This window comes from Thermogutta terrifontis, assembly GCF_002277955.1.
Taxonomy (GTDB): Bacteria; Planctomycetota; Planctomycetia; order Pirellulales; family Thermoguttaceae; genus Thermogutta; species Thermogutta terrifontis.
In genome coordinates, this window is record NZ_CP018477.1 from 822,776 (window position 1) to 839,021 (window position 16,246).

10 protein-coding genes are annotated in these 16,246 nt (G+C 58.8%); 8 read left to right on the top strand and 2 right to left on the bottom strand.

Annotated features, from left to right (window positions below):
- Window positions 1–573 precede the first annotated feature (573 nt).
- Window positions 574–1,215, bottom strand: a complete 642-nt coding sequence (locus tag THTE_RS03005; RefSeq protein WP_095414048.1) for a tetratricopeptide repeat protein — start codon at window positions 1,213–1,215, stop codon at window positions 574–576.
- 646 nt (window positions 1,216–1,861) lie between these two features.
- Here THTE_RS03005 and rpsO point away from each other — a divergent pair.
- From rpsO to THTE_RS03040, 7 genes are all read left to right on the top strand, one after another.
- The gene (rpsO, locus tag THTE_RS03010; protein ID WP_095414049.1) at window positions 1,862–2,131 is read left to right on the top strand and encodes a 30S ribosomal protein S15; all 270 of its coding nucleotides are present in this window, start codon (window positions 1,862–1,864) and stop codon (window positions 2,129–2,131) included.
- A 114-nt stretch (window positions 2,132–2,245) separates the two neighbouring features.
- On the top strand, window positions 2,246–4,450 hold the full coding sequence (gene pnp / locus THTE_RS03015; RefSeq protein WP_095414050.1) for a polyribonucleotide nucleotidyltransferase: 2,205 nt from the start codon (window positions 2,246–2,248) through the stop codon (window positions 4,448–4,450).
- Window positions 4,451–5,208: 758 nt separating this feature from the next.
- Window positions 5,209–6,012: a two-component system sensor histidine kinase NtrB gene (locus THTE_RS03020; protein ID WP_095414051.1), complete on the top strand. Its 804-nt coding sequence runs from the start codon at window positions 5,209–5,211 to the stop codon at window positions 6,010–6,012.
- Window positions 5,960–7,390, top strand: coding sequence for a sigma-54-dependent transcriptional regulator (locus tag THTE_RS03025; protein WP_095414052.1), 1,431 nt, complete (start codon window positions 5,960–5,962; stop codon window positions 7,388–7,390). Before THTE_RS03020 ends, THTE_RS03025 begins: the two co-directional genes overlap by 53 nt.
- 107 nt (window positions 7,391–7,497) lie before the next feature.
- Window positions 7,498–9,471, top strand: a complete 1,974-nt coding sequence (gene mutL / locus THTE_RS03030) for a DNA mismatch repair endonuclease MutL (RefSeq protein WP_095416739.1) — start codon at window positions 7,498–7,500, stop codon at window positions 9,469–9,471.
- A 372-nt stretch (window positions 9,472–9,843) separates the two neighbouring features.
- The gene (locus THTE_RS03035) at window positions 9,844–10,656 is read left to right on the top strand and encodes a sugar phosphate isomerase/epimerase family protein (RefSeq protein WP_157731662.1); all 813 of its coding nucleotides are present in this window, start codon (window positions 9,844–9,846) and stop codon (window positions 10,654–10,656) included.
- 236 nt (window positions 10,657–10,892) lie between these two features.
- Window positions 10,893–11,999 carry an Lpg1974 family pore-forming outer membrane protein gene (locus THTE_RS03040; RefSeq protein WP_095414054.1) on the top strand — a complete coding sequence of 369 codons (1,107 nt, stop codon included), beginning with the start codon at window positions 10,893–10,895 and terminating at the stop codon, window positions 11,997–11,999.
- A 139-nt stretch (window positions 12,000–12,138) separates the two neighbouring features.
- Here the strand turns inward: THTE_RS03040 and THTE_RS03045 are convergent, their stop codons facing one another.
- A complete protein-coding gene (locus tag THTE_RS03045; protein ID WP_095414055.1) occupies window positions 12,139–13,680 on the bottom strand; it encodes a serine/threonine protein kinase in 1,542 nt (513 codons plus the stop codon).
- 621 nt (window positions 13,681–14,301) lie between these two features.
- Here THTE_RS03045 and THTE_RS03050 point away from each other — a divergent pair.
- A complete protein-coding gene (locus THTE_RS03050; RefSeq protein ID WP_157731664.1) occupies window positions 14,302–16,092 on the top strand; it encodes a glycosyl hydrolase family 28-related protein in 1,791 nt (596 codons plus the stop codon).
- Window positions 16,093–16,246 lie beyond the last annotated feature (154 nt).

Consider the following 16,246-nt stretch of genomic DNA (forward strand, 5'->3'; position numbering starts at 1 on the left):
GTTGCCCATTCGTTAATTGTACCGTTCACCGCCCTCCCGCGTGACTGCCGTCGTTTCACCGACGACAGCTTCTGGCCGGACGAAAGGGCGTCCAGCACCATAGCACTGCAACTCTCGTTCCGGCCAAAAAATCTGCAACATTTTTTCCTGCTTTCAAATGGCTTCGTCTGTCAGCGAAGACTTTCCCTCTCGCGTGAGCCGTTTCCAGCTGCGTCCCCCCCAAAAATCCTGCCACGCCAGTCCCGCCATTAAAAAATAGCCCGGCGGGGCACAAACGACTGAACGCCAATAAAAGTTTACCCCATCGGGCCATTTTCGCGAACTGCCAAGTTGGCGGTTGGTGTTGTCGTTTTTGCATCACGCTAATGCAGTTTCCGGTCTTTCTAACCATCCCCCAATGGAATTATACGTGCGATTTGGTTTTCGGTCCTCACCGGGCGAAGGATTTGGCCGTCCTTCTCTGCCTTTAGCATCGCGATGGATCTGTGCGCTTGCTGGTTCGGTTCTGTTTCGACACGTCCTTTCGACCCGAAGTTCACAGATTCCGCTTGGCCGACGTGTTGTTCTACTGTGTCATGCCGCTTTGGCAGTCGGCGACCAGGACACGGCCGCCTCAACGTCCGCGGTACTTTTGGGCTGTGATGTCGGGTTTTCCTTGGTTTCGGTGCTTGCCCGGTGTGCCTCCTTCTCGGCCGTCGATAGCTGCTCCAGGATCTCCAGTTCTCGGTCGATTTCGAAAAGCCAGGGCGCCGCGCGTTCCACCTTCCGCAATTTGGAAAGAAGTGACCGAGCGGCAGGCAAACGGCCCTGGCGTCGCCACACCGAAGCCAGGAGAAGGGCGGCTTCGACGTCCTGCGGATCCCGCCGCAGCCGATTGCGGAGCAGCGACTCAGCCAGCGCCCGATCACCCCGAAGATACGCGTGCAGCGCCTGGGGGTACGTGTCGTCCAACTCGCGCTGGGTGGCGCGCTGCTCTTCCGTGCGAACGAATCGCCAGGACAGCACAACGCCTGTGATCCACCCCGCACAGAACGCCAGCCAGAGGAAGTTTTTGATCTCTGCACTAACGAGTTCCGGCCAAAGCAAAGTGGTGGCCAAAGCCACCTGGAAAATGGCGGAAAGCAAGACGCTCCCTATCCAGGCCGACCAGGTGGGCCGCACCAGAAGGGGGGCCAAACCGGGAACTAGCCAGAGATACCAACCGCGGCTTTTCATGAACTCAGCCCGTCAAAAACTTCCTGCTGCAAGCCATTGAGTTCCCCTCTAAATAGCCTTATCATACGCCTAACAATAGGGGGTCAGCTCTCGTGGCCAGCGTGTGGTTCGATTGTCGCTGGGCGAACTTGGCCTGGAGATTCTCAAACTGCTGGGCAGTTTAGCCCGTTTTGGGGTGCCAGGGCAAGACGATCTGGCCCCGCGGCTGGGCCTGTAGCGGCGATTGCCGTCTGCGGGTGAGCGTAATTTGGTGGGGTCAATTCATGAATTGCCTCTACCGGTAAAACAGGCGACACACGGGACACATTGGTTGGGGCCAATGTATGAATTGCAGCCACAAGCCTGGAGCTGTGGGCGGTCGCAACATGGGCATGGATCAGGATCTCACGCAGGCAATAACTCTTATTAATGGTGGTGACCGTGGCTGGAGGCGTGCCGGTCAGGCCGGGGTTCGAGGCCCGGGGGCACCCGAGTCGGTGGCTCCCTTTTCAGGGTTACGGCCGGGCGGTACACTGAGTGGTGAGAGATTTGGTGGATGGGAAAAGAAAGGTTTGGTTTTTGTCAGACTGGAGGTCGAATACCGCCTTTGCGGGATTTCCGGCGGGTGCTCGGTTGACGGGAAATTTGCGGAACGTGCGGAGCTGAGATGTCCATTACCAAAGAACAAAAGCGCGAGCTGATTGAGCAATTCCGGACCAGTGAGGCAGACACGGGTTCGCCCGAAGTTCAAATCGCGATTCTGACCACGCGGATCAAGGCTCTCACCGAGCATTTGAAGGTCCATCGCAAAGACTTCGCCAGCCGACGTGGCATGCTCATGATGGTCAGTCGGCGGCGGAAGCTTTTGGATTATCTCAAGCGGACGGCTCCGGATCGCTACTTCGCGATTATTCAGCGGCTCCAGCTCCGCAAGTGATTTTCCCCGCGAGCAGCACCCGGCTTGTGATTCCTCGGCATTTCGGCGACGGATGCCGCTTGGGCTTCTCGACAGGCGGTATGGCGGCCTCTCAGAAGCGACCTGGTTGGAAAGGTGACAACATTGAAAGTCCGAGTTGAACGCCGTATTGGGGCTCAAACGTTATGGATTGAAACGGGGGAACTGGGGAGACAGGCTGCGGGCTGCTGTCTGACAGGATATGGTGACACGGTGGTTCTGTGTGCGGTGACCACCGGCCCGCCGCGCGAGGGAATCGACTTCTTTCCGCTCAGTTGCGACTATCGGGAACGGTACGCGGCGGCAGGGAAGTTCCCTGGGGGATTTCTGAAGAGGGAAGGTCGCCCCACGCCCCGTGAAGTGCTCATCTCACGGTTGATCGACCGGCCCATCCGTCCCCTCTTTCCGGAAGGCTTCATGGACGAGGTCCAGGTTCAGGCGATGGTCATGGCGGCCGACCGCCAGAATGACCCAGACGTTCTGGCGATGATCGGTTCGGCGGCTGCGCTCGCCATATCACCGATTCCGTTTTTGGGACCGGTGGGTTCGGTGCGGGTAGGACTCATCGAGGGCCAGATTGTGCCCTTCCCCACGCAGGAAATGCTCGACAAGAGCGAGCTGGACCTGGTCGTCTCCGGCACCGACGAAGGCATCGTGATGATTGAAGGCTTTGCCAAGGAAGTGCCGGAAGATGTGATGGGCGACGCCATCATGGCGGCCTACGAGTACGTCAAGCAGGTCATCGATCTACAGAAAGAGCTGATTGCCCAGGTCCAACCGGTCAAGAATCCGTTTGAGCCGCTACCGCCCAGCCCGTTGTACGACCAACTCAAGGAGCGCTATTACGAGGAATTTAAGCAAGCCAAACAGGTGCCCGGAAAACTGGACCGTGCCCAGGCCGTTGAGCAGCTCAAACAAAAGGCGCTCATGGAAATGATTCCCGATCCAACGGCGGAGGGAGCGCCGCCCATCGTCGAGTTTGAAAGGGCCTGGCACGAACTGGAACGGCGAGTGGTCCGCGATCTGATTCTCAGCGGCAAGCGGCCGGATGGACGCGGCGTCAAGGAACTCCGTCCGATCACGTGTAAAGTCGATGTCCTGCCGCGGGTGCATGGTTCCGCCCTGTTCCAGCGCGGTGAAACGCAGGCCATGATCACCGTCACGCTGGGCACCACCCGGGACCAGCAACTCGTGGACGGCATCATGGAGGAATACGGCAAGAAATTCATGCTGGACTACTACTTCCCGCCGTTTTCGGTGGGTGAATGCCGGCCGATTCGTGGACCAAGTCGGAGAGAAATCGGACACGGCAATCTCGCCGAGCGGAGCGTGGAACCGGTCCTGCCCGACCCGGAGGTGTTCCCTTACACGATCCGAATCATTTCGGACATTCTGGAATCCAACGGTTCCAGCTCCATGGCCACGGTGTGCGGGGCCACGCTGGGATTGATGGCGGCGGGAGTTCCCATTCGCAATCCGGTGGCGGGCATTTCGATCGGGCTGATCAAAGAGTCGGACGACAACTGGCTTCTGCTCACCGATATCATCGGGGATGAAGACCACTTCGGTGACATGGATTTCAAGGTCGCGGGGACCCAGAACGGTGTCACCGGCATCCAGCTCGATTTGAAGGTTCGCTCGATTCATGAAGCGATCATCCGCGCGACCCTGGAGCAGGCCCGGGAAGCACGCATCGAGATCCTTCGCAAGATGCTGTCCGTAATCTCGCGGCCACGGGACGATATCTCGGTCTTCGCGCCGCGGTTGCTGCGGACCAAGATCGATCCCGACAAGATCGGCATGTTGATCGGGCCGGGTGGAAAAACAATCCGTAGCATTCAGGAGAAGACCAATTCCACCATCGAGGTAGAGGACGATGGGACCGTCACCATCGCGGCGTACAGTCTGGAAGACGCCCAGGCCGCGCTGAAACAGGTGGAGGCCGTCACGGCGACCATTGAAGTGGGGAAAATCTACGATGGCCGGGTCACCAGCATTAAGGACTTCGGCGCGTTCGTGGAGATCCTGCCCGGCAAGGACGGCCTGTGCCATATCAGCGAGCTGGCCGACGAATATGTGGCGAACGTATCCGACATCTGCAAGGTGGGTGACACGGTTCCCGTCAAGGTGATCGCTATTGATGATCAGGATCGGGTGAAGCTCAGTCGGAAGAGCGCACTCCGCGAACTTGCCCAAAAGCAGAAAGAGGCAGAAGGCGGTGGCTCGTCAACAGGTGCCACCTCTCCCCCTCACCAGCCGCCGCAACGGCGACAACCGCCCAGTCATCGACGGCGCACATAGGGCCAGCGGTTTCTGCTTCCCACACGATGCAGCAAACGCCGTGGAGAGGTTGTTGTCTGGCCGCACGGGCTGAGTCATCCCAACTTTGTCTCCGCCGCGGTAAAGGTTCATGAAGTTCGGCAGGGTCTTAAGAGGGGTCAGTTTCAGCCCGGCGGGACCTCTCCCGGAGGGACGTGCTTGTCACGTGCGCTTTTCGACGCTGGATCATCCATTCCCTTTCCACGGGCACGACAAGTGTGCCCCTCCGAAGAAATCCCGGAGGGACCTGCTTGTCAGGTCCGATCAACACCAATTGATGACCCATTGCTCCTTGCCGCACGCGACAAGCGTGCCCCTCCGAAGTTTCATGGGAGGCCGTGGAGAACGTTCGTCCTGGTAGGGGCAATTCACGAATTGCCCCTACAACGCCGGAGGGACGTGCTTGTCACGTCCGCTTTCCGACGCTGGATCAGCCATTCCCTTTCCACGGGCACGACAAGCGTGTCCCTCCGAAGAAATCCCGGAGGGACCTGCTTGTCAGGTCCGATCAACACCAATTGATGACCCATCGCTCCTCGCCGGGCACGACAAGCGTGCCCCTCCGAGGGGATCTGCATAGTATCCCACTCCGCTTCCCGCCCATTTGTACCGGCTCGGTGCATCCTGTATGATGACAGGGAACGGCGAGTCATTCGTTCCCGGGTAATCAGGATGGTCGCCAGCAGGCAAGAGCGACGGGCTCCGGCAGCAGCAAGCTTCTCATTCGACGGAAGGGCACAATGGACGGCAATTCCTCCCGTGTGCGAGATGACGTGTCTCAGCGGCTGATCGACCAGTACACGGAGCTTGCGCGCCTGGCCGGTGCCCTCGCCCACGAAATTAAGAATCCCCTTTCGACCATCCGACTCAATCTCGAGCTATTGGCCGAGGATTTTGCCAATTCGGACAACCCGCGGGAACGGCGTGCACTCAACCGCATCCAGATCGTCCAGCGGGAATGTGAACGATTGCAAACCATTTTGGACGATTTTCTGAAATTCACGCGGGCGGATCGGCTGAATCTGGAACCGGCCAATTTGAATGAAGAGATTCGGCGGGCCCTGCAATTTTTTGCGGCGCAGGCCCGCGAGGCAAACATTCGCATCATGGATTTTCTGGCCAGCAATTTGCCGACGGTGTTGCTGGATCGTGCAGCCTTTCAGACGGCGCTTCAGAATTTGTTGATCAACGCATTGCAGGCGATGCCCAAGGGGGGTGAGCTGGTTGTCCGCACGGTCCCATCCCCCGAGGGTGTGGTTATCGATTTGATCGACAACGGCTGCGGGATGGACCCCGAGACACTGGCCCATGCCTTCGACGCATTTTTTACGACGAAGCGCGGGGGCACCGGTTTGGGACTGCCCACGGCCCGTCGTATCATCGAAGCCCATGGCGGATGTATCACGGCCCAGAGTGAAATTGGCCGCGGCACGCAAATGACCATCAAGCTTCCCATCCCCCGACAATTGCCAGGAGAGACAGTAGCGAGTGATGAGCGAGCGAGTGAGTCCCCCAGAACAGAAAAGCAGGTCAGCGGCGGTTGAAGCCAAGGACCGCCCGACCGCGCGAATCCTCATTATCGATAATGACCCCGGTCATGCGGAGGTCATGGCAGAGGCCCTGGAGCGGGAAGGGTACCGGTGTCGGGTGGCCACTTCAGGACCGGAGGGTGCAAAGCTCATCCGGGAGGAGGAGTTCGATGTCATCATCACGGACCTTGTGATGAACGAAATTGACGGTTTGGATATCCTCCGGCTGGCGAAGCAGGAACAACCTGAAGCGGAGGTCATCCTCGTCACCGGTCATGGAACGATCCAGTCTGCCGTCACCGCCATGCGGGAGGGGGCCTTCAACTATTTGCTCAAGCCGCTGGATCTGGCGCAACTGCGGGCGGTGACCGAAAAGGCGGTGGAAAGTGTTCAGCTCCGGCGGACCAATGTGGAACTCCATCGCCGGCTGGACGAAACGTTTGGATTCCAGGGTATTGTGGGCAACAGCCCGCAAATGCGCGCTGTTCTGGAAAAAGTCAAACGGATCGCCCCCACAAACGCCACGGTACTCATTCTCGGAGAAACGGGAACGGGCAAGGAACTCATCGCTCAGGCCATCCATCAGAACAGCCCGCGAAAGAACAAGCCGTTCGTGGCCCTCAATTGTGCAGCACTGAGTGAAAATATTTTGGAAAGTGAGCTGTTTGGTCACGTCAAGGGAGCATTTACGGATGCCTGTGCGGATCGGGTGGGAAAATTCGAGTATGCCCACGGCGGCACGCTGTTCCTGGACGAGGTGGGCGATATGCCCATGGCCACTCAGATCAAATTGCTGCGTGTTCTGGAAAACGGGGAAATCACCCGAGTGGGCTCCAACGATCCCATCAAGGTGAATGTTCGGGTGCTTTCGGCCACCAATCAAAACCTGGAGGCGCTGGTGGAGGAGGGACGCTTCCGCCGCGATCTTTACCACCGTCTCAATGTGGTGAGCATCCGACTGCCGAGTCTGGCAGAGCGGGCGGAGGACATCCCCATCCTGATCGACCACTTCATGAAAATGTTCGCCAAGAAGCATAACAAGCACATCAAGGGGATGACGCCCGCTGCCCGACGCCGTTTGCAAATGTATTCGTGGCCGGGAAATGTCCGGGAATTGCGCAACGTTATCGAAAGTATGACCGTTGTGGATTACGACGGCATCCTCGACGTGGATGATCTGCCCGAGCAATTCGCGGACGGCGACGCCCGTCGCACGGACGCCAACAATGTGTCGTTGGCGGCGCTGGTGGGAAAGCCGTTGGAAGAAATCGAGAAGATGTTCATCGCCGAGACGCTGCGCGCCACAGGGGGAAATCGCGAAGAGGCTGCGCGGCTACTCGGCATCGGTGAGCGGACGCTCTATCGCAAGATCAAGGAATATGGGTTATCGTGACTCTTTCCTCCTCTGCCGATCGCCCCAACAATTGTTGTTGTCGGGTGCTGTTGAAGGAAACTGAATGGAAGATTCAGGGGCGCGGGAACCAGCCAACGGAGGTTCGGATGGCGAAGATTCGCCGTCTTCCCCAGAGCGTGATCAATAAAATCGCGGCTGGCGAGGTCATCGAACGCCCCGCCAGTGTCGTGAAGGAACTTGTCGAAAACTCTCTGGACGCCGGCGCAACGCGGATTGATGTTTCGGTCGCCAAGGGTGGGATTGAGTTCATCCGCGTGGCCGACAATGGTTGTGGCATCGCCTTTGAAGACCTGGAACTGGCCGTCGCCAGTCACGCGACAAGCAAGATCAGTGATGCGGAAGGCCTCTTCCACGTGCGGACGCTGGGGTTTCGTGGAGAAGCGCTCGCGTCCATCGCCGAGGTCAGCCATCTTCGTCTTCGCAGTCGTACTCCGGATTCAGACTCGGGCGGCGAAATCTACGTGGAAGGCGGCCTGGTGCGGTCCATTGCGCCGTGCGGGTGTCCCGTGGGAACGGTCGTCGAGGTCCGCCAGTTGTTCTTCAATACTCCTGTGCGGCGAAAATTCCTTCGTTCCACCACCACGGAACTGGGGCATATTTCGGAGACTGTGGCGAAGCTGGCGCTGGCCCATTTCCGGGTGCATTTCACGCTCACGCACAATGATCGGCCGGTGCTCCAGTTGCCGGCAGCCGGCGATCTTCTGGAACGCATAGCCGCCCTTTACGGGCAGGAGCTGGCCGACGCCCTCATTCCGGTGTCCAGTGAAGATGGGGCGGTGCGCTTGTACGGGTACGTGGCCCATCCGGCATTCAGTCGGCCGAATGCAAAAATGCAATTTTTGTTTTTGAACGGTCGAGCGATCCGCGATCGCAATCTTCAGCACGCCCTCAATGAGGCCTACCGGGGCCTTTTGACCGTGGGACGCCAGCCGGTCGCTTTTCTGGTGCTGGAAATGCCGCCGGAAATGGTGGACGTGAACGTCCATCCCACCAAGCAAGAGGTGCGTTTTCTGGACAGCGGGAGACTTTACAGCCAGCTTCTCAGCACGCTGCGAAGGGAATTCCTTAGCAGCGACCTCAGCACCCGCATTTCCGCGCCCATACCGGCTCAGGGCGGTGATTCCTGGCGGTCAGCTCACGATCCGGAAAAGGTTCGGGCCATGCGCCGACAGATCGTGGAATGGGCCAAGGGGGAACTTCAGCAGAGACTGGCGGGAGAAGTCACATCAACTGCAGAAGTGTCGCAGAATACGGTGAGGCGAGAGCCACTCGCGCCCCACCCCGATGAAACAGCACGACATGGCGTCGGCTTGAGAGAGTTTGGTGCCTGTGGGGAGCGTGGAGCCGAAGATGATGCAGGACTCGCCACAGCCACGGCGGGGTACCGTTCTGCCGGTTCGCGAATCGCGGAATCCATTCAGACTGCTGAAGCGTTGGGGCAAAAGCCGCAGCGGGGCGGGCATCCGGACCTGGGGCTCGGCAGCGATTTCGCACCCAAGGTGCTTCAAATTCACAATCGTTATTTGATTACAGAAAGCGACGAGGGCCTGGTGGTCATCGACCAGCACGCGCTGCATGAACGGATTCTTTACGAGCAGCTTCGGCAGAGCCTCCAGGAGGGACAGCTCACCACCCAGCAGCTTCTCATCCCCGAACCTGTGGACCTCTCGCCCGTGGAGGCGGCCCTGGCCCTGGAAAACAGGGAGCTTCTCGCCGAGTTGGGACTTTCGATTGAGCCTTTCGGCGGGAGCACGGTGCTCGTGCACAGTTATCCGGCCATGCTGCGGCACATGTCGGCCGGGGATTTGCTTCGCTCGGTACTGGCCGCACTCGCCGAGGGAAGAGGCCAACCGGACCGCGCAACCTTGCTGGACAGCATTCTTCACAGCCTGGCGTGCAAAGCGGCAATCAAGGCGGGAGAACGGCTGGCCCCGGAGCAGGTGCAGGCACTCCTCGAGCAAAGCCGCCAGGTGCTCCATTCCCATCACTGTCCGCACGGTCGCCCGACAATGCTGGTCTTTTCGCGCGAGGAGCTCGATCGCTACTTCCGCCGCACGTGACGAGCGGGCAGTTTTCTGCGCTGACGCGTTGCGGTTTTTGGAGCGGTCTACAAGATGTCAGATGTGCCCTGTGAAGGGCAATTCATGAATGGCCCCTACGGCCGCTGTGTCTTATGCTCCGAAAATGATATCCAAGACATTGGGGTGGGCGATTCGTCAAAGAAATTGGGCGGAACTCTCCACAGTTGGAATATGGACCTGACAAGCAGGTTTTGAAGGGCGCTCCCCCGCGAATCCGTGTGGCCGTCCCGGCGCCATCGGTAGAGGAAAAACATAGATGTGTCGGGGCCCCGCATTGTTGCTTTTTGTCGGGACGCGCATCTATACTGATGGGGGACTATGATGGGCTTCAGCAGCGGGAGGGCACAACCTATGGCCTGGCCGTTTTTGCGGATCGGGAACCAGACGGCGTTCAGTGCAAGTGATCCCACGGATCCCTATCGTTTTGCCGTGGAACACGGTTTTGACGCCTTCGAATGGTTCAACGACAAGCGGCACGGCTGGGGCTGGTGTCAGGAAGACGCGGACGAGTACGACCGGCGACAGATTCGTCAGACGGGCGAAGAGAAGCACATCGCCTACAGCGTCCACGCCCGGTGCCAGGCGGACATCACCACACCAGAGGGTCGGGAGGATGTCCTCCGCAGCATCCAGTTTGCCAACGACATTGGCGCGAAGCTCGTGAACATCTACTTCCACGGGACGCAGGGTGTGCAAGGCTTCGCCGAGGCGCTGCGCCCCATTGTGGAAGCGGCGGCCCCTGCTCAGATCAAAATCAGCGTTGAAAATACGGTCTTCGTGGGGCCGGAAGAATTCAACGATCTGTTCGCGTTTCTTCGCGAAAAAGAGTGGTATGTTCCCGGTCAGGTGGGACTGTGCTTTGACATGGGACACGCCAATCTCTGCTCGGCGACGCGGAACAATTATGTTGGCTTTCTGGAAAAGTTGTCGTCCGACGTGCCCATCGTGCATCTACACGTCCACGAGAACTGGGGGGACGGCGATAGCCACCTGCCGCTTTTCACGGGGCCTGCCGGGATGGACGACACAGGCGTTCGCGCGATGTTCCGGATTCTCAAGGAACGGGGGTATGATGGGCTAATCATCATGGAGCAATGGCCTCAACCGGCGGAGCAGCTTCTGCACACGCGGCAGAGATTAAAAGAACTGCTTCTCTCGCTTTGAACGATCACCGGCTGCCTCTTGGCTGAGAAAGTGAAGCAGACGCCCCGCCGTTGAAAAACAGCGGGGATTCTTTGTTAATCTGCGATAGCTGCGCAAACTTTTCTTGTCGTGCTGTTTTTCTTTCCGGACAGCCCGCGAAAAAGCGATATTCTCGATACGAGCGGAAATGCTGCCCGTTTGAAGCACGGATGCGCTTTTGAAATCCTGGATGCTCTTTCCAGTTTACGGGGGACGCTATGAAAACAAGGACGTTTTTGGCGGTTCTAGCGGCCGGTTGTTTTGTTACCGGGACGGCGATGGCGCAATGGGCACCCTCCGGAATGTACCCCAACGCCTGGGGAGGTGGTGTTCCAGTGGGATATTTCGAACAGGGTGGTCCGGCTCCCCAGACGCTCACTCCGGTTCCGGAGTCGCCTTCTACCGGCCCGACGGAAGCGTGTCCGACCGGCCGCCTGCCGGTCTGGCAGGTCTGGGGTGAATATCTTTATCTTCGTCCCTCCGACGTGGATGTGCCCTGGGCTGTTGCCATTAACGGGGCCATTCAGCAGGGAGATGTTCCCATTCAGGTCGGCCGAATTGCCAACGCCGATATCGACTTCGACTCCGGTTTTCGTGTTGGTGTCGGCCGAGTGGTGGACGAATGTTCCAGTGCCGGCGTCAGCTACACGTTCTTTGAAAGTCACTCCAACGATTCGCTCAGCACAGACGCCCCCCTTGTCCTGCGGTCCCTGGTGGCTCATCCGGGCACCCTGACGGCGGCTGCCGACTACCTCCGCGGTATCGCCAGCAACGACGTGGACTTCCAGTTGATCGATGCCGACTACCGCCACATCTTCCGCAGCAATTGCTATGGTTCGTGGAACTGGCTGGTCGGCGGTCGCTACGCTCAACTGGAACAGGATTTTTCGTCCACGTTCTTTAACAACGGTGTGGAAAATGTGCTCACCGACATCCGGTTTTATGGCGGTGGTATCCGGCTTGGATTGGAAGGCGAACGTCACTTCCAGAACTGCAATCTGATGGTGTATGGTCGCAGCGCCGCCAGCTTTGTGGCGGGAGACTTCCGTGCCCGGTATTTCCAGGGACAGTCCTTCACCAGTGTGGAAGTGGATACCAACTGGCGTGGTTCCCGGGTGGTGCCAATCCTCGATCTCGAATTGGGCAGCGGCTGGGTCAGCGACAACGGCTGCGTGATGTTCACCGTCGGCTACATGGTGAGCGCCTGGTTCAACGCAGTGGATGCTGACACCTTCATCCGAGGTGTGCAGAGCAACAACTTCAGTGACATGGACGACACAGTGGTGTTCGATGGTTTGGTGGGACGAGCGGAGATCCGCTTCTGATCGTTTGCTGACTCCAGCGTTTCCCGGAAACACCTGACATCGTTCCCGCTCGCACTCGCTGTTCGGCACGCAGCGAGTGTTGTCTTTTTTGTGAGACGTCTGGGTCGGCCAAGGGGGTCGCGGACTGATCAGGCCGGTATTATCGGAGAAACTGAATCGCGGCCAGCGCTGCAGCGACGAGCACGCCGCCGATGATCACAAGCCAGATCCACGCCGGCATGGGTGGGGCGCGACGCGGCCTGTCGCGGCGGACTATTGCCAGCAGAGGATCTTCCTTGACGTCTAAAGGCAACGTTATCGCGGCCCCCGATTCCGGTTCTCCAGGAAGGGCGCTTTCCTGGTTGGTATTCGCCGTATCGTTGGGCTCGCGGGTAAGTTCCTCCGGAATAGGCAGCGTTTCCACAATGGGTTTGGCCACCGGCAGCGTGGGTGTGGTGGCGGATTCTTCCAGCGGTCTAGCCTTGGGGAGCGGTGCAACGGCAGGCGTTTGCTGAAGGGCCTGCGCGACCGGCAAAGGCGTCGGCTTGCCGCTGGTTGGTTCGCTGATCGGTTTGGCGGACAGCAACTTTGTCCCTGGCGTTGGAACGGCGCCGGGTGCCGCCGTTGGCGCTGCTGGTGCACTGCGGCGGAGCGTGTTCTCATCGGCAATCTGATAGCCGTGATTGATCAGCCACAGCCGCAACGCGTCGGCTACCTGGGCTGCCGATTGATACCGGGCCGAGGGCTTCTTGGCCATCATCTTCATGCAAATGGCCACAAGATCGTCGGGCACATCCGGGCGTTCGTTGCGGATGTCGGGCGGCATTTCCCGCTGATGCTTCATGACGCGCTGGGCCAGCGTTCCCTCGGGGAAAGGGGGATGTCCTGTCAGAAGGAAATAGAGCGTGCACCCCAAACTGTAAATGTCCGCCCGAAGGTCCACCCGATGGCTGTCGATGGCCTGTTCCGGGGCGAGATAGTCGGCTGTCCCCAGCACGTTCTCATCGTAGGCGAGGGTGAGTGATGCGCGGTCGTCGTCCGAAAAACGCGCCAAACCTAGGTCCAGTAACTTGACCACCCCCTTTTTGTCCACAAGAAGGTTCGCAGGTTTGATGTCGCGATGGATGAGGCCCGCCTGATGGGCGTGATGGAGGCCTTCCGCTGCCTGGCGGATATATTCGGCCGCCATGTGAGGGGGCAGGGGGCCCTTTTCTCTGACCATCCGCTGGAGGTCCTGGCCCTCCACGTACTCCATCACCAGGTAGTGATTCGTACCGTCGCTGTCCACGTCGTAGGCGCGGACGATGTTGGGATGGTCGAGAGCGGCCGCCGCCTTTGCCTCACGGTGAAATCGCGCGAGATAGGAAGCGTCGTTGACCCGGTGTTTGGGCAGAACCTTGATCGCCACCCGGCGCTGCATGAGCACGTGTTCAGCAAGATACACGCTGCTCATCCCCCCGCTGCCCAGGTGATCAAGCAATTTGTACTTGCCCAGGAAAAAACCTTTGTAGCGACCTTCGAGGAGTTTTCCGGCCTGCCACCGGGTAAGAAGGCCAGCCTCGACCAGCTTGCCCGCCAGTTCCTCGGCGGTCAGCGAAGAGCTTCCCTCAGGTGGCAGCCACTGCTTGACCACCTTCTGTAACTGGTCGGTCTCGACCAGTTGACTGCGTTTCACCAGATCGAGGAATTGCTCGACCGTCATCGGAAGTCTCGCTACCCGAGGTTTTCATCCCGCTGGCATAAGTGCCCAACCTTTCCGTCGTTTCACAATCGTACCGGGCCCACGTCACTCACCGGTTTTCCCGGACATCAACCCTTCCTTACGCGAGTCCGCTCATCTGCTGGCCCAAAGTATTGGGCAAAATTTGACACTCTCCTCCACCGCTATTTAACTTACCACTTTCCGGGAATTATTTCCACTTTCTGAAGTCCACCCGCTATCAAAGTCGGCACGGCAGGCGGAGTTGTGCCTGCGGCGCAAACGATGCTGGTCGGTCCGCTGCCAGCAGCACGGGCAAACCGGCCAGATTCCGGCGGGGATTCCGGATTACTGTCACACTACAGAGGACGGGGCCACATGGTCCCGTGGGGAGATTCATGAATCGCCCCTACCGTGGGTTGTTGGCAAACGGACGTGACAAGCATGTCCCTCCGCATGCGGACTGTTCCGCGCCTCTCACGGCCTGGGCGCGCTGGTGTATCATGGAAGCTTTCTCCGCTTGGAAGGCGTTTCACTAAACTGGATTCTTTCGCGCGGGAGATGGCCATGTCCTTGGTAATGAACGCATCTACTGGCAGAACTCTTTGGAGATCGCCGGGTCATTTGTCCGTCTGGCTTGCTTGGCTCTGGATGGTGGCGGCGACGGGCTCCACCTGGACAGAGGAGGCCGCGCTGCCGATTCCTTCGCAAGAACCGGCCAACGTGCCGGTTTTTCGAATCAATGCCTGCGAAGCGGGAGTGGTGCCGGACGGCAAGACTGACTGCACGGAGGCCCTCCAAAAGGCCCTGGACCGGGCGGGCAAGATGGGGGGCGGCATTGTGGAACTTCCTGCCGGGGTCTATCGCGTCCAGGGACATCTCGTCATCCCTGCCAACGTGACCCTCCAGGGGGTTTTCCAGACGGCTCCCACCACGGCGCGATGGGGTCAGCTCACACCGGCAGGAACAGTGCTCCTCGCATACGAGGGGAGAGGAAACGAACAAGGTGAGCCCTTTTTGCGACTAGGGGGCAGTCACGCGACGGTGGCCGGCCTTGCCATCGTTTACCCGGAATGGAACCCAAAGGACGTGCCCCCGGTGCCGTATCCTCCCTGCATTGCCTCCACTAACACCGAGAACGTTTCCATCCAAAACTGTCTTCTGGTCAATCCTTACGAGGGAATTCGGCTGATTCGGGCGCACCGGCATCTTGTGCGTAACGTCACGGGGTACCCCATCAAGCGGGGAATTTACGTCGATGAATGTTACGACATTGGTCGAATCGAGAACGTGCATTTCTGGCCGTTCGGGGTGAGCTATCGGCCGGACGACCCATACTGTCAGTGGATCAACCTGAACGGAGTGGCCTTCGAGTTTGCCCGCACGGACTGGCATTATGTGATCAACACCTTCTGTTTTGGATACGGGATTGGTTATAGGTTTTCTCAGTCAGCCCATGGGAGCGCCAACGGGAACTTTCTGGGGATCGGGGCCGATTCCTGTCAGCGAGCGGTGGTGGTGGAACAGGCTCAGCCACCGGGGTTGCTCATCACGAATGGAGAATTCGTTGGTCGATGGAGCAGCCAGGATTCGGTCACCCTCGACGTCGGTCCGCAGGTGCAGGGGAAGGTCAGTCTGGTTAACTGTTCATTTTGGGGGCCCATTGATCGGTGTGTGGTGATGCGAAGTCCACATGCCCAGCTAACGCTCTCCGCGTGCCATTTTTGTGAGTGGGATGTCGCGAATCAGGGGTCGCCCGCGGTCGAGATCCAGGCCGGGTTCGCCACCATTCAGGGATGCACATTCGATCGCGATACGGCCCAGCACATCCATATCCACAGCGGTGTCCGATCGGTCATCGTGACGGCCAACCAGGCGCCGGGCGGCTTGCGGGTGAATAACGAAGCGGGAAGCAAGGTGCAGATGGGCCTCAATGCGGAGGATCCCATCCAGTGGACGCCGGAAGCACGGCTTCATTACCGGTTGGATTTGGGCCAACCAGGGGATTCGCGGTATTTGCTCAATTGGTATGGTCCGGAAAAAAGCGAGCGAACCTTCCGCTGGAGCACATCCAAATCGCAGTTGGTGCTGCCCATCGAGCCTGGGCGGGCTTATGAGGTGCTTCTGGAGGTGAGTATTCCAAAAGCCCTGGAAGGTAAAGAAATAACGCTGCATCTTGGCGATCACGTGCTTGGGGTATTAAAGTCCGGGGAAAACAGAGTGCGTATTCCTCCCCAAGAAACTGAAAAACTCACGCTCCAAATTCGCTCGCCCGGTTGGGTGCCTGCCGAATTGAGCAAACAATCAACCGACCGGCGCGTCCTCGGGATACAAGTGTTTTCGCTTGTGATGAAAGGAGAAGGGGCCGACGAAAAAATCTTTGACGCAAACACCGGAGAATGGCAGACTCAGTGATTTGTGCCCCGTGTGAGCTTTTTCCGCGAATCAACGGGCGATTCGCCCTTGCGCTTGTGTGATAAGCGCGAATGCAGGCGATTTGATCGCGGGTGGCGATTGACAATCTCACCGACGGTGTGGCATATTAACGGCACGTTTGAATCAATTCGGT